This is a genomic window from Hydrogenophilus thiooxidans (assembly GCF_019049855.1).
GTDB lineage: Bacteria > Pseudomonadota > Gammaproteobacteria > Burkholderiales > Rhodocyclaceae > Hydrogenophilus > Hydrogenophilus thiooxidans.
Genome location: NZ_JAHLSY010000008.1, coordinates 79,673 through 103,355, shown reverse-complemented (window position 1 = coordinate 103,355; position 23,683 = coordinate 79,673). Strand labels below are relative to the sequence as shown.

The following is a 23,683-nucleotide window of genomic DNA, read 5'->3' as shown; positions in this document are numbered from 1 at the left end:
ATATGCGCCGTGTGGTTCAGGAACTGATCGAGTGGCTCGCCGAACCGGAACAGAAGCCGCTGCGCTTCAGTCTCACCCGGTGGTTACTGCGGCTGTTGCAGCGTAAAATGGGAAAAGGCACGGTCGAGATTCCTGACGTCTCGGACTTACTGGAGGTCGATACGATGTTGGCCGAACGCATCGAGAGTTGGACGAAAGAGTGGTGGGAACAGGGGTTGCAACAAGGGTTGCAGCAGGGGTTGCAGCAGGGGTTGCAGCAAGGTGAGGAAAAGGGTTTCTACCTCGGCGAGCTGCAAACCTTGCGGCGACTGCTTACCAAACGCTTCGGGCCGCTGCCAGAAGCGGTGCAGGTGCGCCTAAGCACCGCAAGCCGAGAGGAGATCGAGAGCTGGCTCGATCGGGTGCTCGATGCGCAAACGCTCAATGAGGTGTTTGCCTAAATGGCCAACACCCCTTCCACCCTTACCCTCCGCCTCAACGGCGCGCCCGAGCAAGTCCCAGTAGGCACCACGGTCGCGGCGCTCCTTGAGCGCCACGGCTGGCTGGGCAAGCGCGTCGCGGTGGAACGCAACGGCGCGATCGTCCCGAAAAGCGCCTATGAGGCCACCATCCTCTGCGACGGTGACGTTTTGGAAATCGTCGTCGCCGTGGGTGGCGGTTGACCTCATCGAATGTCAAGGAGTCCCGATGCGAACCCAATCCCCTGAAGCCGAGCTTCCATTCGTAGACCAACCCCTCGTTTTGGGGCAACGCCAATTCCGCTCGCGCCTCATCGTCGGTACCGGCAAATACCGCGATTTCGCGGAGACGCGTGCCGCGGTCGAAGCCTCGGGCGCAGAGATCGTCACCGTCGCGATCCGCCGCACCAACCTGGGGCAAAACCCGGACGAACCGAACCTGCTCGACTTTCTGCCGCCCGAACGGTTCACGATCCTGCCCAACACCGCGGGGTGCTACACCGCGGAAGAAGCGGTGCGCACGCTCCGCTTGGCGCGTGAGCTCTTGGACGGGCACAACCTCGTCAAACTCGAAGTGCTCGGCGACCCCAACACCCTCTTCCCCAACATGGTCGAAACCCTCAAGGCGGCGGAACAATTGGTTGCCGAAGGGTTCGACGTGATGGCCTACTGCTCCGACGACCCCATCCTCGCGAAACGCCTCGAGGCGATCGGCTGTGTCGCGGTAATGCCGCTTGCGTCGCTCATCGGCTCTGGCATGGGAATTTTGAACCCGTGGAACCTACGGCTCATCATCGAGCAGGCGAGCGTCCCGGTGATCGTCGACGCGGGCGTCGGCACTGCGTCCGACGCAGCGATCGCGATGGAGCTCGGCTGCGACGCGGTGCTGATGAACACCGCGATCGCACACGCGAAGCAGCCCGTGCTCATGGCGCACGCGATGCGTCGTGCGGTGGAAGCAGGCCGTGCCGCGTACTTGGCAGGTCGTATGCCCCGCAAAGCCTACAGCGCCGACCCCAGCTCCCCGATAAGTGGCCTCATCGGGCGCTGACCGCAGGTAGAATGCACCCTGATCCCCTGACCGCAGTCTTTCCTTTACCGCAGATGACGAAACGATGACCAAAACCCCGGAACGCCTGACGCAACGCTCGATCCGTACTTTCGTTTTGCGCCAAGGGCGCATGACCCCCAGCCAAAAAGAGGCGCTCGCCACCCTCTACCCCAAATGGGGCCTGGCGTGGCATCCCGACGCGCCGCTCGACTTCGCTGCGATCTTTGGCCGAACCGCCCCGGTCGTTCTCGAAATCGGCTCCGGGATGGGCGATGCTACCGCTGCGATCGCCGAAGCCAACCCCGACATCGACTTCCTTGCGGTCGAAGTGCACGGGCCAGGGGTCGGTAACCTCCTCAAACTGATCGAGGCGCGCGGACTCACCAACTTGCGGGTGCTGCGCCACGACGCGATCGAAGTGCTCGAACGCGTCATCCCCGAATCGTCGCTCTCGGCGATCCACCTCTTCTTCCCCGATCCGTGGCCGAAGAAACAGCACCATAAGCGCCGCATCGTGCAACCCGTGCTTGTCGCGCTGATGGTTTCGCGTCTCAAGCCCGGTGGCTATCTCCACTGCGCCACCGATTGGGAAGAGTACGCCCACTGGATGCGCGAAGTGCTCGACGCGGAGCCCCTGCTGACGAACGACTATCCCGCAAGCGGTTTTGCGCAGCCGCGACCCGCATGGCGGCCGCGCACCAAATTTGAACAGCGCGGGCAAAACCTCGGCCATCCAGTCTGGGACCTGGTCTATCGCCGGCGTGCCGCACCCGCAATCGAAAAAGGCACGGTCCAGGTGCCTGACGGCCCGGACGTACCGGAGGTCGATACGCTGTTGGCCGAACGCAGCGAGCGTTGAACCCATGAGAAATAGCGCCAACCCATTTTCGCCATTTCCCGCATGAAGCCACTCGTACTGCTTCTCAAGGCGCTCCTCTTTTGGCCCATTCGCCTCATCGCGCGCCTTCTGGGCGCGCTCGAATGGATCGGGCGCGCAGTGCTGGGCGCGATTGCGCTTGGCGTCGGCTTTGCGGCCGTGGTTGCACTCCTCTTTGCGTGGCACGCCGCGCCCCCCGCGGCGCCGACGCTCCCAAGCCGCTTCGTGCTTGCGCTTACGCTGGATGCGCCGCTCACCGAAACCCCGCCGCTTTCGGCCCCCTTGCCGCTCTGGGACGAACCCCAGCCGATCCACTTGGGCGCGCTGCTCACCACGCTCGATCACGCCGCCAAAGATCCACGCGTTGCAGCGGTCGCGCTCGATCTCCGTGACTTTCCGGGCGCAAGCTACGCCCAGCTTGCGGAACTGCGCGAGTCGCTCGCTCGCCTGCGTCAAGCGAGCAAACCGCTCTTTGCATTTGCCGACCGCTACGATCAGAAAAGCTATTTCCTGGCGTCGGTTGCCGACACCGTGACGCTCGACCCCGAAGGATTCGTGCTCTTACCAGGATTGGCGCTGGAACCCACCTATTTCAAAGCGGCGCTCGACCGCATCGGGATCACCGTCCACGCCTTCCGTGCGGGTCGGTACAAGTCGTTCGTCGAACCCTTCACCCGCACCTCGATGTCGGAAAGCGAAAAAAGCGCGGCAACCGACCTCATGCTCGGTCTGTGGGGCCAGATTCGCGACGCGATCGCCGCCGCGCGCAAACGCCCAGCAACGGCAATCGAGCGCTACCACACTGCGTTCGACGAAATCCTGGCCGCACATGAGGGTGACGCCGCTGCGGCTGCGCACGCGCAAGGGCTCGTCGATGCGCTCACTCCGTTTGGCGAATGGCAAACCAAGCTCCTGGAGTCGGTTGCGCTCACCGATCGCGACCGCGATGTTCTCCCTTGGCAACGCTACCATGCGGCGCTCGAAGCCAAACACTTGTTGCCCAACCGCACCGGCGAAATTCGGGTGATCACGCTCGAAGGAGTAATCACCGAAACGGACGACGGAAACGACGCGACCGCAAGCAGCGAACAGCTGGTGGACGAACTCGAAGCAGCACGGGACGACGACGCGGTCCGTGCCGTGGTGCTGCGCATCCACTCGCCAGGAGGCAGCGCGTTTGCCGCCGAGCAGATCCGGCGCGCGGCGCAGGCGGTGCGCGACGCAGGCAAGCCGGTGATCGCGAGTTTCGCAGGCGTTGCCGCGTCGGGGGGCTACTGGGTTGCGAGCACCGCCGACGCAATCGTCGCCCGCCCCGAAACGCTCACGGGCTCGATCGGCGTCTTCGCGCTCATCCCCAACGCCGCGCCCCTCATGGAAAAGCTCGAGCTTACCACCGATGGCGTCCGTACTGGCCCCTTTGCCGCGCCGCTCGACCCGCGCCGGCCGCTTCCCGACGCGGTGCGCCGCGCGCTCGACGCGTCGGTGGGCCACACCTACCGCCGTTTCCTTGCCGTGGTCGGCGAAGGGCGGGGGATCCCGCAAGCGGAGCTCGAGCCGGTCGCGGAAGGGCGGGTCTGGCTGGGGGCCGCGGCAGCGAAACTCGGCCTCGTCGACCGCCTGGGCGGGTTGGAGACGGCGATTGCGCTTGCCCGCGAACGTGCCAACGCCCCGGACGCAGTGGTGCGCTGGCCAACGCCGCCGCTGTCGCCGCGCGAAGTGGTCCGTCGCCTCATTTTCGGCAGCGAAACGTTCGCTTTGGCACCTCCGCTTGCCTCGCTCACCGCTTCCCTGCGCCCACTTGCGCCGCTACTGCGCCCGCTCACCGCGCCCGGCGCCACATTGCCCCCCGTCTGGGCGCACTGCCTGTGTGCTGCCCCCTAGGTCGCTCTCTGGACACGCTGCGATGATCGAAGAGACCCTCAAAAAAACCGTGATCGCAATCGTCGGCCTGCTGCTCCTCATGGGGGCGCTCGGCTGGGCGTTTCAGAAGGAGCTCGTCGCCGCAGCGGAATGGGTCGCGAACCATCTCGGTTTTCCTGGCATCGCGCTCGTGATCCTGATCGGCGATTCGTTCGTTTTGCCCTTTCCGCCCGACTCGATGCTGGTCGTCATCAGCCGCAGCCATATGGCAGCCAACTGGTGGCTCTACGTTTTTGGGATCGGCGCGATATCGGCCTGGGCAGGTATCCAGGGCTATTTCATCGGCCGCTGGCTTGAACACTTCCCGACGCTTCACCGCGTCTGCGGCCGCTTTCGCGAAGAGCATGGACCGCAACTGCGCAAGTATGGCTTCTGGTGGGTGGTGCTCGGCGCAACGACACCGCTCCCCTTTTCGGTCACCACCTGGACCGCGGGGATGCTGAAACTGCCCTTGCTGCTTGTGGCTAGCGCGTGCCTCTTTCGCATCCCCAGATTCTTCGTCTATTACGGCGTGATCCATGCCGGCCTGGGTCTCTTTTCCTGAACCGCTCGCGCCGTTCGTGGCGCGCCTCGAAGCGCTTGCAGAAGCGCTGGTGCTGCCCGAAGCAGTGCGCGCAGCGTGGTTTGGAAGCTTTTGCGCGCCACAGCCGCTTGCCGGGCGAATCAACCCGTTGCGCGCGGCGCAAAGAAAAGGCGCCGCAGACGACGCGCCAATTGCCCAAACCGCCGCGACCTTCGCGCTGCCCATTCGCCCCGCCTTTGCTGCAAACGCCCCGCTCCCCCACCCCCTTGCCGCGTGGAGCTTCGTCGCCGAACCGCAAGCGCGCGCCACCCTCACCCACAGCGCCCCCTTTCGCGATGGCCTGTTGACGGTGCAGAGCCTTTCCAGCCAGTGGGCGGTCTGGTTGCTCGACCCGCAACCCGATACGGAGATTCTCGACCTTGCCGCAGCGCCCGGCGGCAAAACCGCGCTCATTGCCGCAGCAATCGCCAACCGCGGGCGCATCGCAGCGGTGGAAGCGGTAAAGCCGCGTTTCTTCAAACTGCGCGCGGAGTTGGCGCGGCTTGGGGTCACCTGTGCGCAGACCTACCTCGCGGACGGGCGCACCATCGGAGCCAAAACGCCGCAGCGTTTTGCGCGCGTCCTTTTGGACGCCCCGTGTTCGTCGGAAGCGCGCATCCGTTTTGCCGACCCCGAAACCTGGCGCCACTGGAAACCGCGCAAAGTACGCGAAGCCGCGCACAAGCAGAAGCTGCTTCTGCGCGCCGCGTGGCAAGCGCTCGCCCCGGGCGGCACGCTCGTTTATAGCACCTGTAGCTACGCCCCCGAAGAGAACGAATGGGTGGTCGCTGAGCTCCTTGCCGAAGCCCCGGAGGCCGAAGTCGTACCCCCCCGCTGGTCGCCCCCAACCGCCCTCCCGGGACTTACCCCGGACGCGATCCCTTCCGCGCTCACGCCCCGTCACCCCCCGCAGCTTTCCGCGGAACGGGCAGCGCAACTCGCTCACACGCGGCGGGTGCTGCCGCGCGATGGGTTCAGCGGCTTTTTCGCGGCGCGCCTCTTCAAGCGCCGGTAGCCGAACGGGACGAACGGGATGATTTACAATGTACCCCATCCAGTGTTGCTGCAAGGATAACATGTCCCTCTCTCTCATTTCCCGCCGCCAGACCCTAGCGCGCCTCTCGGGGCTTTTTTTCGGGGCGGTGCTCGCGCCTCGCGCCGCGCATGCCGCTACGCCGCGCCTCTTTGGCGTCGTCCCGTACCTCTCCGCGCGTAAGCTCGCCGAACTCTACGAGCCGCTGCGCGCCTGGTTTGCCACCGCGCTTGCGCAACCGGTCGCGCTCGAGTCGGCGCCTGACTACAGCGCCCATTTCGCCCGTACCGCAGTAGGAGAATACGACCTGATCGCCACCAGCCCCTACTTTGGCCGCATCGCCCAACTGCGCCACGCGATGGTCGGGCTTGCCCGCCCCAGCACCGATCTGGAGCCGCTCCTCATTGTGCTCCCCACCAGCCCCCTTCAGACGCTCGCCGACCTCAAAGGGCGCACCCTTGTCACCAGCGACCGATGGGCCAACTTGACCCTTGCTGCGCGTCGGCTCCTACGCGAACAGGGCTGGACGATCGGGGAAGACGTTCGCCTCATCGCCACGGGTAGCCACGCCAATTCGCTGGCCCACTTGCGGCAGGGGTTGGCCGACGCCGCCGTCGTTTCGGTCACCACCCTCAAGCAACTGGAACTGCCCGAAGGCAGCTACCGGATCCTCTATCGCCTACCCCCCACGCCGCCGCTCCTGTACCTGGCGCATGCTCGGCTTGGCGAAGCGCGCATCGCCGCGCTTGCCGAAGCGTTCCAAGAGTGGAGTCGCAGTAGCGGGCAGGAGCACTTTGCCCGGCTTGGCCACGGTGTGCTTCGCCCGATCCGTGACGCCGACTGGCAGGCGCTCGATGGGTTTGTCGCCGAATTCGACCAGCTCAACCAAGGGAGCGGCCTATGAAGCGCCCGCCGCTTCGGCGATCGCTCTTTTTCCGCTGGGTGCCTCTTTTGCTCCTTGGACAATTGGCCATCTTGACCGCGTTGGGGCTCTTTTTCTGGTACCAAGCACAAAATGCAGCGCAAACGCTCGTTCTCGATCGACTGACTACGTTACAGGTGGAGCTGCGCGCCGCACTACAGGAGCCACTTCTTGCGCGCAACCTGCCAACGCTCGAGGAGATCGCCACGGAATTGGCGGCAACGGCGGAAATCGACTATCTTGCCGTTTTCGACGCTGCTGGGCAGCGGCTTGCGCTTGCGGGGCATGTGCCGCACTCGGAGCTCCCTGAGGGCCAACCGCTTGCCACCCTCAAGCACCGAAGCGCCACCCTTTTGCCGCGCTACGACGTCCTTCTGCCGCTCACCAGTGGCGCGGTGCAGGTGGGTTACTCCCCGCAGCCGCTCCTTACTTGGCTCACCACCTTCACCCAGACGGGGCTTGCGGCAGTTGTCGCGGCAACCCTCTTTGCGCTGCTCCTTTACCTCGTTTTTTTCCTGCGGGTAAGCCACCGCCTTGGCGTGATCGAAGCAACCGCGAACCACCTCGCTGCAGGCGATCGGCACGTGCACGCTCCAGAAGGGGATAGCGACGAGATCGCGCGTCTGGGGCGCGCCTTCAATCGCATGGCGCGCGAAATCGCTGACCAACTGACGCAGCGCACCATCGCGGAACGGGAGATGGAGGCGACACTTGCGGTGCTCGAGGCGGAACACGCGCAATTCACCGCGCTCCTGGAAGCGATGCGTCTTGGGGTGCTCTTAGTGGACACCCAAAATCAGATCCTTTTCGCCAACACGGCGCTTCGCCGCCTTTGGCACATCCCGCCCGAAGCGCCACTCGTCGGCCGCAACGCGCGCGACGCGATGCGCGCCAGCAACACCCTCTGCGCAGAACCCGACCACTTCTCGAAGCTCCTCCTCATGGTGCCTGGCACGCAGGAGATCTCTGACAGCACTGAGCTACACCTCATCGACGGCCGGATCCTGTTGCAACTTTTCTTCCCGGTGCGCGACAGCCATCAGCGCTTGATCGGTCGCCTCTGGCTCTTCGAAGACATCACCCGTGAGCGCCGCTCCGCGGAGCAGCTCATCTACCTAGCGGAGCGCGATGGCCTCACCGGGCTCTACAACCGCCGCCGCTTTGCCGAACTGCTCGAGGAAAAACTCAATGAGGCGATGCGCAATCGCCACGAGGCGGCCCTTTTGCTTTTCGACATCGATGAGTTCAAGCAGCTCAACGACACCTTTGGCCACCGCGCAGGCGACGCACTCTTGGCGCGCATCGCGAGCGAACTCACCACGATCACCCGCGCCCATGAGATCGTGGCGCGCCTTGGGGGCGATGAATTTGCGGTGCTCATCCCGTTACTCCAGAACCACAACGAGCCGCAGCAGCTTGCCGAACGGATCATCCGGACCCTTGCGCGCATTCCGTTTGAGTTCGACGGGCAGCGCATCGGCGTGACCGTCAGTCTGGGGGTTGCCCTTTTTCCCGAACACGGCACCACCCCGGACGACCTGGTCGTTGCCGCCGACATCGCGATGTATCAAGCCAAAAACGCTGGCCGCAATCCTTGGCGCGGCTACCGTGCCGACGCCTCAGCAGCAAGCGTTACCCAACTCAACTGGAACCAACGGCTGGAGCGCGCGCTTACCGAAAGCCTTTTCGAACTCCATTTTCAGGGGATCTATCGCCTCGACGGAACCCTTGCCCACGTCGAAGCGCTTGTTCGGATGCGGGACCCAGAGGAGCCCACTCGTTTGGTCGCGCCGGCCCATTTCATCCCGGCTGCCGAAAAGAGTGGCAAAATCCGCGATCTCGACCGCTGGGTGATCACCGCAGCGCTGGAGCACCTCAGTCGCCACCCCGAAGCGCCGCGCATCGCCGTCAATATCTCTGGACGAACCCTTTCCGACCCGGGCTTTCTGCCGTGGCTCGAAAGCGTCTGGCACGCTGTCCCACCGCATGCGCGGCGCCTCCTCTTTGAAATCACCGAAACCGCCGCAATCGGCGACCTGCAAGAGGCGATCCGCTTTGCCAACCAGCTCCACGAAATGGGGGCGATCCTGTGCCTTGACGACTTCGGCACCGGTTTTAGCTCGTTTTCGTACCTCAAATACATCCCAGCCGATATCGTCAAGATCGACGGCCAGTTCATCCGCGATCTCCCGCAGGACGAAAACAACCGCCTGATCGTGCGCGCGATTGCCGAAGTGGCGCGCGGCATGGGGAAAACCACGATCGCGGAATTCGTCGAAGACCACGAAACGCTCACCCTCTTGGCCCATCTGGGGATCGACGCCGTGCAAGGCTACTACCTCGGCCGCCCGTCGCCGCAATGGCCTGCGTCAAACGTAGCGGTCAATGACCCTCAGGGCGCGGCACCAGCACCCAACCAGCGCGTTGCCAACGGGTGAGACCAGCCCAACAGATCGAGCACCCGGCACGCGAATTGGTCCGCTGCGGCTTCGATCGTGCGCACCCCCGCGTAAAAGGCCGGCACAGGCGGCATCACCACTGCGCCCGCCTCGGTGGCGAGCGTCATGTTGCGCAGATGCACGAGCGACAGCGGCGTTTCGCGCACCGCGAGCACCAGCCGCCGCCGCTCTTTGAGGGTCACTTCGGCAGCGCGGGCAATGAGGTTATCGGACAAACCGTGCGCGACCGCCGCAAGCGTCTTCATGCTGCACGGAATGATCACCATACCCGCAGTGGAAAATGAGCCGCTTGCAAGTGGCGCCGCGAGATCGTCGGCCCGATAGACGACATCGGCAAGCGCAGCCCAGTCGCGCCGTTTTTTGCCCAATTCGAGCTGGGCCGTGAGAAGCGCTGCTGGCGACAGGATCAGGTGGCGTTCGATTTCGGGGAGTTCCTGCGCCCGCAGCAGAAACCGTTCGGCGAGAATCGCCCCCGAAGCGCCGGTAACGGCAACGATGAGGCGATGGCGCGCCCGGCAGGAATCGAACCTGCGACCTTTGGCTTCGGAGGCCAACGCTCTATCCACTGAGCTACGGGCGCCTGTACTGCGTGAAGCGCGCATGATAGCACAGATTCGGCAAGACGCATCAGCGCTGCGTTATAATTCATCCATCTATTTTCCGTATCGAGGACGATACCATGCAGCGCATCACACGCCTTTTCCTGGCAGTGGGCGCAACCACGCTGGTGGTTGCCTGTTCCCAAGAACAGAAGCCCGACGAAAACGCCACACTCGCGGCCATTTTGCCGGTTGCGCAGGTCAACCTCAAGTTCCAAACGGTCGAACCCGGCAAGCGCACCGGCGAGCAGATCTACCAGGCGGTCTGTAAGAGCTGTCACGAAGCCGGCGCGCTCGGCAGCCCCAAAACGGGCGATGCCGCAGCGTGGGCGGCGCGCATCGCGAAAGGGTTCGAAGCGCTCATCCAAACCGCGACGAACGGGATCGGGCAAATGCCGCCGAAAGGGGGCGCTGCGGACCTCACCGACGCCGAGATCGCGCGTGCGGTGGCCTATCTGGCCAACCAGGCGGGCGCAAACTTCACACCGCCGCCCGTCGAGTAACGGCACGCGGCGCAAACGGCGCGCGTCTGGTAGTACCCATACTGCACGTGACCGCATGAAGCCGCTCGCGGGCTAGCGGCTGAGCACTGCGCCTGCCCGTTCCCAATCGCTACTCGTCGGCAACTGCGGGCGCCCGTTCCAACAGCGCCCGCAATTGCGCAAGCCGCGCTTTCGCCTCTTCTTTCGGTACGGGGTGATCGCGACCTTTCACGGTCACGCCGTCGCTCCCCATCTCAGCGATGAAGCGTGAGGGCTCGACGCTGCGCCACTCTTTACCGTCGCGTCGTTTTTCGCAGTAGGTGATCGTGAGCGTGCGCTGCGCGCGCGTGATCCCGACGTACATCAGGCGCCGCTCCTCTTCGATGTCTCCGGCGTCGATGCTCGACTGGTGCGGCAACAGCCCTTCTTCGACACCCACCAGAAAGACGTGGGGGAACTCCAACCCCTTGGCGGCGTGCAGCGTCGCCAGTTGCACCGCGTCGGGCGTTTCGTCGTCGCGCTCGAGCCGCGCAATCAGCGTGATCGTCTGCACGATGTTCAAAAGATCGGCGCCGTCCGCTTCGCCGCGCCGCTCGATCCAGCCCAGAAACTCGCCGAGCGAACGGGTGCGCTGTTCCGCTTCGCGGGGTTCCATCGTGGTCAAGTAGTGGTCGTCGAGACCGACCGCAGCAAAGAGCTCCCGCACCACCCGACCCGCAGGTTCGCGTTCGGCCCGGTAGCGGAAACGGTTGAGGAACGCCGCGAATTCGCGCATCGCCGCAAGCGGCGCTGCAGGCACATGCGCCTCGGCACCGGTCTCAAAGAGCGCGGCAAAGAGGCTCGAATGGCGCGCGCCCGCATAACGGGAAAGCGCTTCCAAGCTCGTTGCCCCGACGCCACGGCGCGGCGTGGTGATCGCCCGCACGAACGCCGGATCGTCGTCCTCGTTCACCAGCAGCCGCAAATAGGCCATCGCATCGCGGATTTCGGTACGGTCGAAGAACGACCCCCCGCCCGAAATCACGTAGGGAATCCGGTGGGCGCGAAGCGCCTGCTCGAAAAGGCGCGCCTGGTGGTTACCCCGGTAGAGGATCGCGAAGTCGGACCATTTCGCACCCAGCTCGAAACGCCTCGCGTCGAGCGTTGCCACCACCCACTCCGCTTCGGCTTCGGGGTCGCGACACGGGCGCACCACGATTGGACTGCCCACACCGTGCAGCGACCAAAGCCGTTTGGCAAACAGTTTGTCATTGTTCGCGATCAGCGTGTTCGCGGCGTTGAGGATCGTGCGGGTGCTGCGGTAGTTCTGCTCCAGCTTGATCACCTTGAGCTGCGGGTAGTCGGTTTGTAGTAGGCGCAGGTTTTCGACGTCGGCACCACGCCACGCGTAGATCGCCTGGTCGTCGTCGCCCACCGCGGTAAAGGCGCCGCGCACCCCGGCAAGCGCGCGCAACAACCGATACTGGGTGCGGTTGGTATCCTGGTACTCATCGATGAGGAGATAGCGCAAGCGCCGTTGCCACGCTTCGCGCGCCTCAGGGTCGCGCTCGAAGAGCAACAGCGGTTTCAAGATGAGATCGTCGAAATCGACCGCATGATACGCTGCCAATGCCCGTTCGTAGTCGCGATAGAGGCGCGCTGCTTGGGTGGTCACATCGTCGTTGGCCAGCGCTTCCGCGGCATCGGGCAAAACCCCTTGGTTCTTCCACTGCGAGATTTGCCCGTGCAGCGTTTGGAGCCATCCGCGGTCGGCCTCCTGCACCAATTCGGCTAAAAGGGTGCGCACGTCCGTGGGATCGAGGATCGAAAAGCGCGGTTTCAACGCAAGCCGGGCGCTCTCCGCCCGCAGGATTTGCACCCCGAGCGCGTGAAAGGTGCAGACGGTCAGTCCCGAAGGAGCCCGCCCGCCCAGAAGGCTGGCCACACGCTCCTGCATCTCGCGCGCCGCTTTGTTGGTGAAGGTGATCGCAGCAATGTGGCGCGGCGCAAACCCTGCCACCTCGATCAAATAGGCGATTTTGTGGGTGATCACCCGCGTCTTGCCACTGCCTGCGCCCGCAAGCACCAGACACGGCCCGTCGAGGTAGCGGACCGCCTCGTGCTGGGCCGGGTTGAGCCCGTCGAGCCGCACCGCGCGTCACCCCGCGTGGGAAGGCGCCGACCCACCCCCAGAGGCCTGCGTGGCGTCGGGTCTTCTTCCCAGAGTCACCACCTCCGTCGCCGCCACCCCCGCTGCTTCTGCTTGCCGGTCCGCCCAATAGGAGGAGCGCACCATCGGGCCACAGGCGGCGTGCAGGAAACCCATCGCCAGCGCCTCGCGTTCAAACGCGGCAAAGGTCTCGGGCGCAACGAAACGCGCAACGGGCAGATGGGCCGGGGAAGGTTGCAGATATTGGCCGATCGTGAGCATCTCACAGTCGTGCGCACGCAAGTCGCGCATCACCGCAACGATCTCGTCGTCGGTTTCTCCCAACCCCACCATCAACCCGGACTTGGTGACCACGTTCGGATAGCGAGCCTTGAATTCGGCAAGCAGCCTGAGGGAATGGGCGTAATCGGCCCCGGGCCGCGCGGCCCAATAGAGGCGCGGAACGGTTTCCAAGTTGTGGTTCATCACGTCAGGCAGCGCTGCAGCAAATGCCGTGAGCGCCCGTTCCATTCGACCGCGGAAATCGGGAACCAGCACCTCGATCCGCGTAGCTGGACTCGCCTCCCGGATCGCCGCGATGCAGCGCACGAACTGTTCCGCACCGCCATCGGGCAGGTCGTCCCGATCGACGCTCGTGATTACCACGTACCGCAGCCCCAACGCCGCGACCGTACGGGCCAGCCGTTCCGGCTCTTGCGGGTCGGGCGGGAGCGGTCGGCCGTGGGCGACGTCACAGAAGGGGCAGCGACGGGTACAGATATCGCCAAGAATCATGAAGGTGGCGGTTCCCTTGCCGAAACATTCGTGGATGTTCGGGCAAGTGGCCTCTTCGCACACCGTGTGCAGCCCCTGCGCGCGCAAAATCTCCTTCACGCGGTGGAACCGTTCGAGTGACGCGCCCGCCGGCAAGCGCGTGCGGATCCACTCCGGTTTCGCCAGTTTCGGTTTGGGCACGATCTTCACAGGAATGCGCGCCGTCTTTTCGGCGCTGCGCAATTTCACCCCGGGTTGCAAAGCCATCGTTGCTTCCTTTTTCTGAATCAAGCCACGCGGCGGTCATGCGACCGCTGGCGGCGCACACCACGCCCAATTCCCCGGCGGCAGATACGCCGCAAGCGCCTCTGCCGCGGCGCGCAACGGCGGGTTCCACCCCCAATCGGCCGTGCGGGTTACCGCCAACCCAGGGTAACCGCAGGGGTCGATCGCAGCAAAGGGTTCGAGAGCGTTCGCAATGTTGAGGCTCAAGCCGTGGTAACACCACCCGCGACGCACTTTGAGTCCCAACGCCGCAATCTTCGCCCCGTCGACATAGACCCCCGGCGCGCCCGGTTTGCGATCGCCGCAAATCCCGTGATCCGCCAGCAAGCGAATCACCGCCTCCTCGAGAAGCGCCACCAACGCCCGAACGGTAAGACCACGGCGGCGCAAGTTCCAAAGGGTATAAACCACCAGTTGCCCGGGACCGTGCCAGGTCACTTGTCCGCCGCGATCGCAACGCACCACCGGGGTGCCGCTTGCGCGCGCCGCGGGGGTGAGGTGGGATTCTCTTCCCGCAAGCCCCAGGGTATAGACGGGATCGTGTTCGACACACCACAGCCAATCGGGGCTTGCGTCGTCACACGCTGCGGCATAGGCCTGCATCCGCCGCCACATCGCCGCGTAGGGCGCTCTCCCCCACCACGCCGCGCAGTAGCCCATGCGCATGGTCACCGCTGCCAAAGATTCTGCCACCACAAGGTGAGGGCATCGACGGTGCGCCCCCACCAACCGGCTTGGGGAACAGCCTCGAGCGCCACCACCGGAACCGAGCGGCGCACCTCGCCCTCGACGACGATATCGATCCGCCCCACCTGCTGTCCCACTTCGACAGGGGCAATCAGCGGTTGCTGCCCGACGAAATGGGCCGTGGCTTTGGCAACCGCGTCACGAGGTAGCGTCACCACGAGATCTTCCGGAGCGCCCACTGCCACTTCCGGTTGCACCCCTTGCCAGACCCGAAGCTTCGCAACCGCCTCTTTCCCTTTCGCGACACGGAAATGGGCAAAATTCTGGAAGCCGTACTGAAGCAGCTTCAGCGACGCCTCGGTCCGCTGCGCGTCCGAGCCGCTCCCCAGCGTCACCGCGATCAACCGCCGGCCATCCCGCTCTGCGGACGAAAGGAGACAGTAACCGGCGCTTTGGGTGTGGCCGGTTTTGAGCCCATCGACGGTGGGATCGAGCCACAACAAGCGGTTGCGGTTGGGTTGGCGAATGCCGTTATACGTAAATTCTTTCTCTTTGAAGAGCGCATATTCCTTCGGAAAATCACGAATCAGCGCGCGCGCCAGAATCGCGAGATCGCGCGCCGTGGTTTTGTGCTCAGGGTTGGGCCAACCCGACGCATCGGCGAAATGGGTGTTCGTCATTCCTAACCGCTGCGCGGTCTGGTTCATCATCGCCACAAACGCCTCTTCCGTGCCCGCAACCGCTTCGGCCAGCGCCACCGCCGCGTCGTTTCCCGAGGCGACGACCAAACCGCGCAACAACGCCTCGACGGTGGGCTGCTGCCGCGGTTCGACGAACATCCGCGACCCTCCCATCTTCCACGCTTTCTCCGAAACAGGGACCCGCTGATCCCACTTGAGACGTCCCTCGCGCAACGCTTCAAAGACGAGATAGGCGGTCATCACTTTGGTGATCGACGCTGGCTCCGCGGCTTCGTCGGCGCCCTGTTCGGCCAACACTTCACCGGTGGTGAAATCGAGCAAGAACCACCGTTTCGCCGGCAGATCGATCGCCATCGCCTGCGCTGCTGCCATCGCCACCCACAACACAAACCCCAATACCCCTTGGACAACCGCTGATTGCACCGCTCTTTTCTCCTTATGATGAAGCGCTTGGGTACCCAAAAAGCGAAGTGTACCGCTTTTTACCTGCCGGGTCAGGGGCGCACCCCAAGTGCGCGAGCCGAAACGACCAGTGGCCGACCACCCAGCTGAGCCACCACCTGATCGGCCGCAAGCTGTGCCAACGTCACGTCGCGAAATGGTCCCGCAACGACCCGCACCATTGCTCCTGCACTGAAAAGACGCACCGGCAGACTCGGCAACTGCGCCCGCAGGTGGGTAGCAAAGTTTTCGGCATTTTCTGCTTGCGCAAACGCCCCCAATTGGAGATAAAACACGGTGCCGTTACCCCCTTCTACTGCTTCGGATGCCACGGCTGCGGGAGCCGCTTCGGGGAAAACCCGCGCCGTTGCAAGCGCCGATTCGGAACTGACCCCGTTCGCTTTCGGCTCCGCTGCCGCGTCGCGCCCCCGTTGGGTTGCCGCGACTTCCCGTTGCGGTGGCGCCGTCGCTGCGGCCTCCGCCACCGTCTGCGGGCGCGTCGCCCCTTTTTGCATCGCGGCGATTTCCTCCGGCAACAGCAGCTCGACGCGCACACGCGTCGTTCCCTGGTTGGCAAACCCCAGCGCGTCGGCAGCAGCAAACGAAAGGTCGATCACCCGATCGGCGACGAAAGGACCACGGTCGTTCACCCGCACGACGATCTGTCGCCCATTCGCCAGGTTCGTCACCCGCGCGTAGCTGGGAATCGGCAAAATCTTGTGCGCTGCGGTGAAGGAGAACATGTTGTACGGTTCGCCGCTTGCGGTCGGTTTGCCGTGAAATTCGCGCCCATACCACGACGCAACCCCCTCTTCCCAAAAGGGCTCGAAGTCGGTCATCGGGTAATAGGTACGCCCCAGCACCGTATAGGGACGGGCATTCGCGGGCCGCAACGGTTCGATGCGGGGCTCGATGGAAGGGCTTGGGGCCACCGCACGGGGCCAATCGCTCTTGACCCGCGGCGAACTGCACGCAGCCAACCCCATCGCAACGGTTACGACCCCCACCCTACGCACGATACTCATCGTCGCCCTCCGCCAGGAAACGGCTCTGCCGCGGCGCTTGCCGTCACCCCCAACATGAGACAGAGACTCACGAGCGCCGTTCCCCCGTAACTGACAAACGGCAGCGGCACGCCAACCACGGGGGCAAGCCCCATCACCATCGCGGCATTGACCCAAGTATAGAGGAAGATCCCCGTCACCGCCGCGCAGCCGAAGAGCTGCCCGGCCCACAACCCCGAGCGGAGCGTGAGCGAAAATCCTCGCAACAGCAGAACCAAATACCCCGCAAAGAGTCCCGCGACCCCGACAAATCCAAGCTCCTCGGCGATCACCGCCAGGATGAAATCGGTATGCCGCTCGGGGATGAACGCCAATTGCGCCTGGGTCCCCTGCCCCAAGCCTTTGCCCCAAATGCCGCCCGAACCGATCGCAATCGCTGCTTGGATGGTATGAAACCCTTTACCCAGCGGATCGCGTTCGGGATCGAGCAACGTGCAGATCCGCCCTTTTTGGTAATCGTGCAGCCCAGGCCATTCGACCTCAGGCGCACACCACTGATCGCCAAACTGAAGCAGCGCCGCGATCGCGACGCACCCAGCGACGACGAACGGCAGAATCAGACGCCAGCTCAACCCGGCGAAAAAGAGGACGCACCCGCCGATCACCCCCACCATGATCGCCGTTCCCAAATCGGGCTGTTTCAAAATGAGCGCGGTGGGCGCCACCACCCAAACGAGTGCGACCAGATGGTCCCACCAGCGCAGCATCCCTTGCCGCCAATGGAAATACGCCGCGGCAAAGAGCGGCACGGCGAGCTTCATCAGCTCTGAAGGCTGGAGACGGGCCACACCGAGATCGAGCCAGCGCGTGGCCCCTTTTGCGGTCACGCCAACCACGAGCACCAAAACGAGCGCAACCACCCCGACCAAGTAAAGGAGCGGCGAGAGCGCCAGCCACCAGCGAAACGGCACCAGCGCCGAACCCAAAAAGGCGGCCAACGCCAACCCGAGATGCACCCACTGTTCGTCGAGCCGTTGCGGTGAAGCGCTGGTCATCACCCAGTGGGAAAAGGCGAAAAAACCGACCAAAGTGAGGAGCAGCAGCGGATCCCAACGCCGCAAGAGGTTCTGCCACCACGCCGGTTTCACCGTGCGGTCTCCCATTCGGGTTTCGGTTCGACGCCGAAGAAGCGATCGAAGATGATGCGCATCAACGGCGCCGCAACCGCACCGCCATAGCCGCCGTGCTCGACGATCAGTGCGGCGACGATCCGCGGCTCTTCGACCGGCGCAAAGGCGATGAACCACGCATGGTCTTGCTCGTCCGCGGCGTCGGCATCGCGGTGCGCCCGCTGCGTCGACACCACTTGCGCGGTGCCGGTCTTGCCACCGGCACGATACGGCGCACCGGCAAACGCCCGCGCCGCGGTACCCACCCGCACCGCTTCCCGCATCCCGGTGAGCACCGCCTCGACGTTTGCCGGATCGAGCGGCACAAAGCGCGCCGGCGGTCGAGTTACGGGAATGAGTGCGCCGGTGCGGCGATCACGAAAATGGTCGACGAGGTGGGGAATCGGCCCCAACCCGCCATTGACGAGGATCATCAAGGCATTGGCCATCTGCAGCGGCGTATAGCTGCTGTAGCCCTGACCGATCGCCACCGAAACCGTCTCGCCGGTGAACCACTGCTGGTCACGCCGCCTTTTGAAGAAGCTGCGCTTCCACTCGCGCGACGGCAACACCCCCGCCGCCTCGTTGGGCAGATCGATCCCAGTCGGGGATCCGAAACCAAAATGGGTCATGAAGGCTGCGATCGCGTCGATTCCCAGATCGACTCCCAACTGGTAGAAATAGACGTTGCACGAATAGGTGAGCGCACGAATGAGGTCGACGCCGCTTTGGCACGCCGATTTGCGGTCGTGCAACACCTGTTGGCCGATCTGGAACGATCCTTGGTGGTTGAAACGTTGCCCGAGATGACGCGCCTTCGTTTCCAACCCAAGGAGCGCCATGAACGGTTTGAAAGTCGACCCAGGCGGATAGGTTCCCCGCAGCGCGCGATGCAATAACGGACGCGCCGGGTCGTTGAGGAGACTCTGCCACGTCTCGCTCGACAAGCCGGTCACGAACGCGTTGGGGTCATACGTTGGCGTACTCACCATCGCCAACACCGCGCCGTCGCGCGGATCGAGCGCGACGAACGCCGCCTGTTTGTCGCGCAGCAACTCATGGACGAACGCCTGGAAATCGACGTCGATCGTCAAAACCGCATCGCGCCCGGGTTGCGCTGGCACCGAGGCCAACCGCCGCACCGCGCGCCCGGCGGCGTTTACCTCGAGCTGCTCCCACCCCGGCCAGCCCACCAGTTCGGATTCGTAGCTCGCCTCAACCCCCTCTTTGCCAATCACCTCCAACCCCCGGTAGCGCCCCAACGCGTCTTGCGCTTCGATACGCTGCAGGTCGCGTTCGCTGATCCGCCCCAAATAGCCGACGACATGCGCCATCACCTCGCCGTAGGGATAGTGGCGCATCGATCGGACGGCGACCTGGACGCCGGGCAAACGAAACCCGTTTGCCGCGATTCGAGCGGCTTCGGCGTCGGTAAGACGCCATTTGAGCGGCACGCTTCCCAAGCCCCGCTGTTCGCGCACTCTGCGACGAAACGACCGCAGCGCTTCGGGATCGATCGCGACCAGCTCAGTCAGCGCCTTCAAGGTTGCGTCCAGGTCTGGCGCAAGCGCCGGCGTCACTTCCAGCACATACACCCCTTCATTGCGCGCCAAGGGCTTACCGTTGCGATCGAAGATCTCGCCACGCTGCGGCGGGACGGGGACCAACGTCAGACGGTTGGCCTCAGCAAGCGCCGCGAACCGTTCGTGCTGCGCCACTTGCAGATGGTGTAGTCGCCACAACAGGAGCGCAAACCCAGCCACCATCACCACGGCTGCGACCAGCGCGCGCCAGCGGGTTCGGCGCTGAAGTTGGTCGGGGGAAAGCGTCTCCAGCGTCATACCCGATGTTTGGGCATCACCGCGCGCCACCGTTGTGGCCACAGCAACACCGCATACCAGAGGGGCCAGAGGAGCGCCATCCAAAGTGGCGCCAAGAGATACCCATAGGCAACAATCCCGTCACCGACCACGAGCCAACGCACCGCCACCTGCAGCGCGAGCGCCCCAGCCCACAACCAGACCAAGTGCGCCGCTTGGCCCAAGGGGCCGAACCAGAGCACTCGACTGCGCCACTTCTGCGCTCCCCACACCACCCAGATCGCGGCAAGCGCCGTCTGCCCCAACACGGCGCCGCGGCCAACGTCGAGCGCGATGCTCACGAGCAGGGTCAAACCGAAGCCCGTCCATGCGGGCGCACGCAACGCCCAGAACGTCAACGTCAGCAACGTCGCTTCGGGACCCCAGACCGCCATCCATGGACGAGGGATGAGATCGAGCGCTAACGCGGCGAGGAGCGTCACGATCATCCACGCTCGGCTGGGTGGCGACAGCAGTTCGCGCGAACGGTGGGTCGGCTGTTCCATCGTTGCTTACGGCGCCACCGTTTCGTCGCGCACCAAGACGAGCAACTGTCGCCACCGCTCGCCAGCCTCAAACGGCGTGACGAAGACCAGCGGCTCTACCTGGCCTCCATGTTCGACACGCGTCACGCGCCCCACCGGTAACCCAGTGGGGAAGAGGCCGTCCAACCCCGAAGTGACCACCTCGTCTCCTTCCGCAACCGACCATTCGCCCAACACGTCGCGCAGCTGCAGCGCCCCTTCACCGCGCCCCCACAAGATGCCGCGCATTCCGGTGCGCGCCACGGTGACCGGGATCCGCATGCGCTCGTGCGTCATCAACGTCACTTCACTGACCAACGGTTGTACCCGCGTCACCTGCCCCACCAGCCCCTTCGCGGCAGCAACCGCAAGCCCGGGCTGAATCCCATGGTTGCTGCCGCGGTCGATCACGATGCGGCGGGAAAAGGGATCGGGCGAATCGTAGAGCACCTGCGCCGGGAGCAGACGGGTCCCCGGCATGGGCGCAAAGCCCAACAACGCACGCAGCCGGTCGTTCTCCCGCCGCGCAGCCGCGCCCTCCCAGATTTGCGCCGAAAGGGTCAACACCTGGCGCCGCAGTTCGGCGTTCTCTTTTTGCAGCGCGACGACGTCGATCGTCGTTCGCTCCAGCATCTCCCAAACGCGAAACGGCCACTGCCCCGCAGCGACCAACGGCCGAACCAGCACCGAGACGCCATCGCGTAGCGGCGTGAGCCAGTCGAAGCGGGCGTCGGCGACCATCACGGCAACGGCAACGAGCGTAGCCAACCACGCGCGCGTCGTGAGCGACAGCGAACGGCGAAACGACAGCGGCGTTGCGGCCGAATCACCCACGGTCATTCATGGGTGAAGATCGTATCCAGGAGATCGACCTTTTCGAGCGCCGCGCCGCACCCACGCGCGACGCAGGTCAGCGGATCGTCGGCGACGAAAACCGGTAACCCCGTCTCCTCCTGGATCAGGCGGTCGATATCCTTGAGGAGCGCGCCGCCCCCCGTGAGCACGATCCCGCGCTCCGCGATATCGGCACCCAACTCAGGCGGGGTCTGTTCCAACGCGATCTTCACCGCAGAGACGATCTGATTGAGCGGCTCCTGGATCGCTTCACGCACTTCGTTCGAGGAGACCGTAAAGGCGCGCGGAATCCCTTCCGCGAGGTTACGCCCCTTCACTTCGATCTCGAGCACCTCGGCGGTTGGAAACGCGGTGCCGATCGCTTTTTTGATCATCTCGGCCGTTGACTCGCCGATCAACATTCCATAATTGCGGCGAATGTAATTGACGATCGCATCGTCGAACTTGTCGCCGCCGACGCGGATCGACCCGGAGTAGACCATCCCGCCGAGCGCGATCACGCCGACTTCGGTGGTGCCGCCCCCGATATCGACGACCATCGAACCGGTGGGTTCGGCTACCGGCAACCCTGCACCGATCGCCGCGGCCATCGGCTCTTCGATCAGATAGACCTTGCTCGCCCCCGCCGCCAGCGCGGCGTCACGAATCGCACGCCGCTCCACTTGCGTCGACCCGCACGGCACACAGATGATGATGCGCGGCGACGGTGCGATCAATTTCGACGCGTGCACCTTTTTGATGAACTGTTTGATCATCTGCTCGGTGACGACGAAGTCGGCGATCACCCCATCTTTCATCGGTCGGATCGCCTCCAAATTGCCTGGGGTCTTTCCGAGCATCTCTTTCGCGGTCTTCCCGACCGCCTGGATCGTCTTTTTTCCGGTATGGGAATCGACGCGGATCGCCACCACCGACGGCTCGTCGAGCACGATGCCGCGGCCGCGCATGTAGATCAACGTGTTGGCCGTCCCCAGATCGATCGCCAAGTCGTTGGAGAACCACGAGCGCAAAAAGCCGAACATAAGAATTCCTCGAACGAGAAGAAGCACCGATCGTGCTTCGCAAATGCCCATGCGATATGATACCCTACCGCGTTTCCGATTGTGACGACACGGTTCGAACCATGGCGTTTACCACCGAAGCGATTCACCGTTTGGCCGCGCTGGCGCGGCTTGCGCTCACCGATGCCGAAGCCGAACAGATGGCACACGAACTCGACGGCGTCTTCGCGCTGCTCGATCGGTTACAAGCAGCACCGACCGACGGAGTCGAGCCGCTCGCGCACCCATTGGAGCTCACGCAACGGCTGCGTGACGACGCCGTCACCGAACCCGATCGGCGCGACGCGCTGATGGCATTGGCCCCGCTTGCCGAAAACGGCCTCTACCTGGTTCCCAAGGTCATCGAATCATGAATGCGCAGCACCCCCTTACCATCAGCCAATTGCGCCGCGCCTTCGCCGAAGGGAAAACCACTCCCGAAGCGGTGGCGCGCGCAGCCTGCGAACGTGCGCACGCATTGCAGCCTACCCTCAACGCCTTCATCACGATCGCCGACGACGCGACGCTCGCCGCACGGCTGACCGAACTCGCTGGCGCATCCCAGGCCTCCGGGCCGCTTGCCGGGATCCCGATCGCGCACAAAGACCTCTTTTGCACCACCGAATTCCCGACCACCGCGGCGTCGAAAATGCTCGACGGCTACCGCTCGCCCTTCGACGCCACGGTCGTCGCGCGCCTCAAGGCCGCAGGAGCGGTGACGATCGGCAAGACGAACCTCGACGAATTCGCAATGGGATCGGCAAACGCCCACAGCCATTTTGGTCCGTGCCGCAACCCGTGGGCGACCGACCGCATCCCCGGCGGCTCTTCGGGCGGCTCTGCCGCAGCGGTCGCAGCGGGGATCGTCCCTGCGGCGACGGGAACCGACACCGGCGGAAGCGTGCGCCAACCTGCGGCGCACTGCGGCGTGACCGGACTGAAACCGACCTACGGCTTAGTAAGCCGCTGGGGGATGATCGCCTACGCCTCCTCGTTCGACCAAGCCGGAATCTTTGCCCGCACCGCCGAAGATTGCGCGCTCCTTTTGCAAGCGATCGCCGGGTTCGATCCCCTCGACTCCACGTCGGCGGCCGTCGACGTTCCCGACTACGCGGCTGCGCTCGCCGCGCTTGCCACGGAGCGGCCGCTTTCTGGCTGGCGCATCGGCGTTGCGCAAGCGTTCTTGGCGGCTGACGGTCTGCAACCCGCAGTTCGCGACGCGGTTCTTGCCGCAGCGCGCTGCTATGAGCAGCTTGGCGCCACGCTCGTCGACGTCGACCTCCCCCGAGCCGAACTGGCGATTCCCGCCTACTACGTCTTGGCGCCTGCGGAGGCGTCGAGCAACCTTGCGCGCTACGACGGTGTCCGGTACGGCTACCGCACCGCGCACGACGACGACCTTTTCGCAATGTACTCCCGCACCCGCGCCGAAGGGTTCGGCTGGGAGGTAAAGCGGCGTATCCTCATGGGCACCTACGTGCTCTCCGCTGGCTACTACGACGCCTACTATCGCAAAGCGCAGCAGGTGCGACGGCTGATCAGCGACGACTACTGCAACGCTTTTGCCGTGTGCGACCTCATCCTCGCGCCGGTCACCCCCACTACCGCGTGGCGGATTGGCGAAAAGAGCGACCCGGTGGAAGAGTACCTGGCCGACGTCTTCACGATCGGCGCCAACCTTGCCGGACTTCCTGCCATCGCCCATCCCTGCGGATTCGACGGCGCGGGTTTGCCGATCGGCGCGCAACTCATCGCCCCCCATTTCGGCGAAGCGAAACTGCTCGCCGCGGTCCATGCCTACCAGAACGCAACCGACTGGCACCGTGCGGTGCCCCCGGTTGCCGCGTGGTGAA

Annotated in this window: 22 protein-coding genes, 1 tRNA gene and 1 pseudogene; 12 read left to right on the top strand and 12 right to left on the bottom strand. The window is 64.4% G+C overall.

Annotated elements, in window-relative coordinates; all coding sequences use genetic code 11:
- The 9 genes and pseudogenes from KUL93_RS05790 to KUL93_RS05750 form a co-directional block, all read left to right on the top strand.
- Window positions 1-440, top strand: a pseudogene (locus KUL93_RS05790) (DUF4351 domain-containing protein); the annotation flags it as partial.
- Window positions 441-662 (top strand): sulfur carrier protein ThiS, encoded by a 222-nt coding sequence (thiS, locus tag KUL93_RS05785; protein ID WP_217126135.1) that lies wholly within the window; start codon window positions 441-443, stop codon window positions 660-662.
- Between the two features lie 25 nt (window positions 663-687).
- Window positions 688-1,509: a thiazole synthase gene (locus tag KUL93_RS05780; protein ID WP_217126134.1), complete on the top strand. Its 822-nt coding sequence runs from the start codon at window positions 688-690 to the stop codon at window positions 1,507-1,509.
- A 64-nt stretch (window positions 1,510-1,573) separates the two neighbouring features.
- Window positions 1,574-2,368: a tRNA (guanosine(46)-N7)-methyltransferase TrmB gene (trmB, locus tag KUL93_RS05775; RefSeq protein WP_217126133.1), complete on the top strand. Its 795-nt coding sequence runs from the start codon at window positions 1,574-1,576 to the stop codon at window positions 2,366-2,368.
- A 42-nt stretch (window positions 2,369-2,410) separates the two neighbouring features.
- On the top strand, window positions 2,411-4,267 hold the full coding sequence (sppA, locus tag KUL93_RS05770) for a signal peptide peptidase SppA (protein WP_217126132.1): 1,857 nt from the start codon (window positions 2,411-2,413) through the stop codon (window positions 4,265-4,267).
- Between the two features lie 22 nt (window positions 4,268-4,289).
- On the top strand, window positions 4,290-4,850 hold the full coding sequence (locus KUL93_RS05765) for a YqaA family protein (RefSeq protein ID WP_217126131.1): 561 nt from the start codon (window positions 4,290-4,292) through the stop codon (window positions 4,848-4,850).
- Complete coding sequence (locus KUL93_RS05760; protein WP_217126130.1) at window positions 4,825-5,883, top strand: RsmB/NOP family class I SAM-dependent RNA methyltransferase; 1,059 nt, start codon at window positions 4,825-4,827, stop codon at window positions 5,881-5,883. The genes KUL93_RS05765 and KUL93_RS05760 overlap by 26 nt, the downstream gene beginning before the upstream one ends.
- Window positions 5,884-5,944: 61 nt before the next feature.
- Window positions 5,945-6,805, top strand: a complete 861-nt coding sequence (locus KUL93_RS05755; RefSeq protein WP_217126129.1) for a phosphate/phosphite/phosphonate ABC transporter substrate-binding protein — start codon at window positions 5,945-5,947, stop codon at window positions 6,803-6,805.
- Window positions 6,802-9,261: a putative bifunctional diguanylate cyclase/phosphodiesterase gene (locus KUL93_RS05750; RefSeq protein ID WP_217126128.1), complete on the top strand. Its 2,460-nt coding sequence runs from the start codon at window positions 6,802-6,804 to the stop codon at window positions 9,259-9,261. Before KUL93_RS05755 ends, KUL93_RS05750 begins: the two co-directional genes overlap by 4 nt.
- Here KUL93_RS05750 and KUL93_RS05745 read toward each other — a convergent pair.
- Window positions 9,216-9,836 (bottom strand): UbiX family flavin prenyltransferase, encoded by a 621-nt coding sequence (locus tag KUL93_RS05745; RefSeq protein WP_217126137.1) that lies wholly within the window; start codon window positions 9,834-9,836, stop codon window positions 9,216-9,218. The genes KUL93_RS05750 and KUL93_RS05745 overlap by 46 nt on opposite strands.
- Window positions 9,787-9,862, bottom strand: a tRNA-Arg gene (locus tag KUL93_RS05740). Before KUL93_RS05740 ends, KUL93_RS05745 begins: the two co-directional genes overlap by 50 nt.
- Before the next feature lie 99 nt (window positions 9,863-9,961).
- On the opposite strand from KUL93_RS05740, the gene KUL93_RS05735 reads away from it, so the two are divergent.
- Window positions 9,962-10,384: a c-type cytochrome gene (locus KUL93_RS05735; protein WP_217126127.1), complete on the top strand. Its 423-nt coding sequence runs from the start codon at window positions 9,962-9,964 to the stop codon at window positions 10,382-10,384.
- Window positions 10,385-10,493: 109 nt separating this feature from the next.
- On the opposite strand, the gene KUL93_RS05730 is transcribed toward KUL93_RS05735, so the two are convergent.
- The 10 genes from KUL93_RS05730 to KUL93_RS05685 all read right to left on the bottom strand — a co-directional run bounded on the left by KUL93_RS05730 (window position 10,494) and on the right by KUL93_RS05685 (window position 21,812).
- Window positions 10,494-12,494 (bottom strand): UvrD-helicase domain-containing protein, encoded by a 2,001-nt coding sequence (locus tag KUL93_RS05730; RefSeq protein ID WP_217126126.1) that lies wholly within the window; start codon window positions 12,492-12,494, stop codon window positions 10,494-10,496.
- A gap of 6 nt (window positions 12,495-12,500) precedes the next feature.
- Window positions 12,501-13,532 carry a lipoyl synthase gene (lipA, locus tag KUL93_RS05725; protein WP_217126125.1) on the bottom strand — a complete coding sequence of 344 codons (1,032 nt, stop codon included), beginning with the start codon at window positions 13,530-13,532 and terminating at the stop codon, window positions 12,501-12,503.
- A 36-nt stretch (window positions 13,533-13,568) separates the two neighbouring features.
- Complete coding sequence (gene lipB, locus KUL93_RS05720; protein WP_346731658.1) at window positions 13,569-14,210, bottom strand: lipoyl(octanoyl) transferase LipB; 642 nt, start codon at window positions 14,208-14,210, stop codon at window positions 13,569-13,571.
- A gap of 8 nt (window positions 14,211-14,218) precedes the next feature.
- Window positions 14,219-15,310 carry a D-alanyl-D-alanine carboxypeptidase family protein gene (locus KUL93_RS05715; RefSeq protein WP_430408202.1) on the bottom strand — a complete coding sequence of 364 codons (1,092 nt, stop codon included), beginning with the start codon at window positions 15,308-15,310 and terminating at the stop codon, window positions 14,219-14,221.
- Window positions 15,311-15,432: 122 nt separating this feature from the next.
- The gene (locus tag KUL93_RS05710; RefSeq protein ID WP_217126122.1) at window positions 15,433-16,404 is read right to left on the bottom strand and encodes a septal ring lytic transglycosylase RlpA family protein; all 972 of its coding nucleotides are present in this window, start codon (window positions 16,402-16,404) and stop codon (window positions 15,433-15,435) included.
- Complete coding sequence (gene rodA / locus KUL93_RS05705; protein WP_217126121.1) at window positions 16,401-17,546, bottom strand: rod shape-determining protein RodA; 1,146 nt, start codon at window positions 17,544-17,546, stop codon at window positions 16,401-16,403. Before rodA ends, KUL93_RS05710 begins: the two co-directional genes overlap by 4 nt.
- Complete coding sequence (gene mrdA, locus KUL93_RS05700) at window positions 17,528-19,435, bottom strand: penicillin-binding protein 2 (RefSeq protein WP_217126120.1); 1,908 nt, start codon at window positions 19,433-19,435, stop codon at window positions 17,528-17,530. Before mrdA ends, rodA begins: the two co-directional genes overlap by 19 nt.
- On the bottom strand, window positions 19,390-19,917 hold the full coding sequence (locus tag KUL93_RS05695; RefSeq protein WP_217126119.1) for a rod shape-determining protein MreD: 528 nt from the start codon (window positions 19,915-19,917) through the stop codon (window positions 19,390-19,392). The genes mrdA and KUL93_RS05695 overlap by 46 nt, the downstream gene beginning before the upstream one ends.
- A gap of 6 nt (window positions 19,918-19,923) precedes the next feature.
- Window positions 19,924-20,775 carry a rod shape-determining protein MreC gene (gene mreC / locus KUL93_RS05690; RefSeq protein WP_217126118.1) on the bottom strand — a complete coding sequence of 284 codons (852 nt, stop codon included), beginning with the start codon at window positions 20,773-20,775 and terminating at the stop codon, window positions 19,924-19,926.
- Entirely contained in the window at window positions 20,772-21,812 is a 1,041-nt protein-coding gene (locus KUL93_RS05685) for a rod shape-determining protein (protein WP_217126117.1), read from the bottom strand. The genes mreC and KUL93_RS05685 overlap by 4 nt, the downstream gene beginning before the upstream one ends.
- A 101-nt stretch (window positions 21,813-21,913) precedes the next feature.
- On the opposite strand from KUL93_RS05685, the gene gatC reads away from it, so the two are divergent.
- Both gatC and gatA read left to right on the top strand, forming a co-directional pair.
- A complete protein-coding gene (gene gatC / locus KUL93_RS05680) occupies window positions 21,914-22,204 on the top strand; it encodes an Asp-tRNA(Asn)/Glu-tRNA(Gln) amidotransferase subunit GatC (protein WP_217126116.1) in 291 nt (96 codons plus the stop codon).
- Window positions 22,201-23,682 (top strand): Asp-tRNA(Asn)/Glu-tRNA(Gln) amidotransferase subunit GatA, encoded by a 1,482-nt coding sequence (gatA, locus tag KUL93_RS05675; RefSeq protein WP_217126115.1) that lies wholly within the window; start codon window positions 22,201-22,203, stop codon window positions 23,680-23,682. Before gatC ends, gatA begins: the two co-directional genes overlap by 4 nt.
- The last annotated feature ends 1 nt before the right edge of the window (window position 23,683 follow it).

What these genes read in the sequence shown, in the direction of transcription:
- KUL93_RS05750 (WP_217126128.1), top strand. Translation starts at nt 6,802, where the DNA reads ATGAAGCGCCCGCCGCTTCGGCGATCGCTCTTTTTCCGCTGGGTGCCT.
- KUL93_RS05780 (WP_217126134.1), top strand. Translation starts at nt 688, where the DNA reads ATGCGAACCCAATCCCCTGAAGCCGAGCTTCCATTCGTAGACCAACCC.
- KUL93_RS05755 (WP_217126129.1), top strand. Translation starts at nt 5,945, where the DNA reads ATGTCCCTCTCTCTCATTTCCCGCCGCCAGACCCTAGCGCGCCTCTCG.
- trmB (WP_217126133.1), top strand. Translation starts at nt 1,574, where the DNA reads ATGACCAAAACCCCGGAACGCCTGACGCAACGCTCGATCCGTACTTTC.
- KUL93_RS05715 (WP_430408202.1), bottom strand. Translation starts at nt 15,310, where the DNA reads ATGGCAGCAGCGCAGGCGATGGCGATCGATCTGCCGGCGAAACGGTGG.
- rodA (WP_217126121.1), bottom strand. Translation starts at nt 17,546, where the DNA reads ATGGGAGACCGCACGGTGAAACCGGCGTGGTGGCAGAACCTCTTGCGG.
- gatA (WP_217126115.1), top strand. Translation starts at nt 22,201, where the DNA reads ATGAATGCGCAGCACCCCCTTACCATCAGCCAATTGCGCCGCGCCTTC.
- KUL93_RS05710 (WP_217126122.1), bottom strand. Translation starts at nt 16,404, where the DNA reads ATGAGTATCGTGCGTAGGGTGGGGGTCGTAACCGTTGCGATGGGGTTG.
- mreC (WP_217126118.1), bottom strand. Translation starts at nt 20,775, where the DNA reads ATGACCGTGGGTGATTCGGCCGCAACGCCGCTGTCGTTTCGCCGTTCG.
- lipB (WP_346731658.1), bottom strand. Translation starts at nt 14,210, where the DNA reads ATGGGCTACTGCGCGGCGTGGTGGGGGAGAGCGCCCTACGCGGCGATG.
- sppA (WP_217126132.1), top strand. Translation starts at nt 2,411, where the DNA reads ATGAAGCCACTCGTACTGCTTCTCAAGGCGCTCCTCTTTTGGCCCATT.
- KUL93_RS05685 (WP_217126117.1), bottom strand. Translation starts at nt 21,812, where the DNA reads ATGTTCGGCTTTTTGCGCTCGTGGTTCTCCAACGACTTGGCGATCGAT.
- KUL93_RS05735 (WP_217126127.1), top strand. Translation starts at nt 9,962, where the DNA reads ATGCAGCGCATCACACGCCTTTTCCTGGCAGTGGGCGCAACCACGCTG.
- KUL93_RS05760 (WP_217126130.1), top strand. Translation starts at nt 4,825, where the DNA reads ATGCCGGCCTGGGTCTCTTTTCCTGAACCGCTCGCGCCGTTCGTGGCG.
- KUL93_RS05765 (WP_217126131.1), top strand. Translation starts at nt 4,290, where the DNA reads ATGATCGAAGAGACCCTCAAAAAAACCGTGATCGCAATCGTCGGCCTG.
- gatC (WP_217126116.1), top strand. Translation starts at nt 21,914, where the DNA reads ATGGCGTTTACCACCGAAGCGATTCACCGTTTGGCCGCGCTGGCGCGG.
- thiS (WP_217126135.1), top strand. Translation starts at nt 441, where the DNA reads ATGGCCAACACCCCTTCCACCCTTACCCTCCGCCTCAACGGCGCGCCC.
- KUL93_RS05695 (WP_217126119.1), bottom strand. Translation starts at nt 19,917, where the DNA reads ATGGAACAGCCGACCCACCGTTCGCGCGAACTGCTGTCGCCACCCAGC.
- lipA (WP_217126125.1), bottom strand. Translation starts at nt 13,532, where the DNA reads ATGGCTTTGCAACCCGGGGTGAAATTGCGCAGCGCCGAAAAGACGGCG.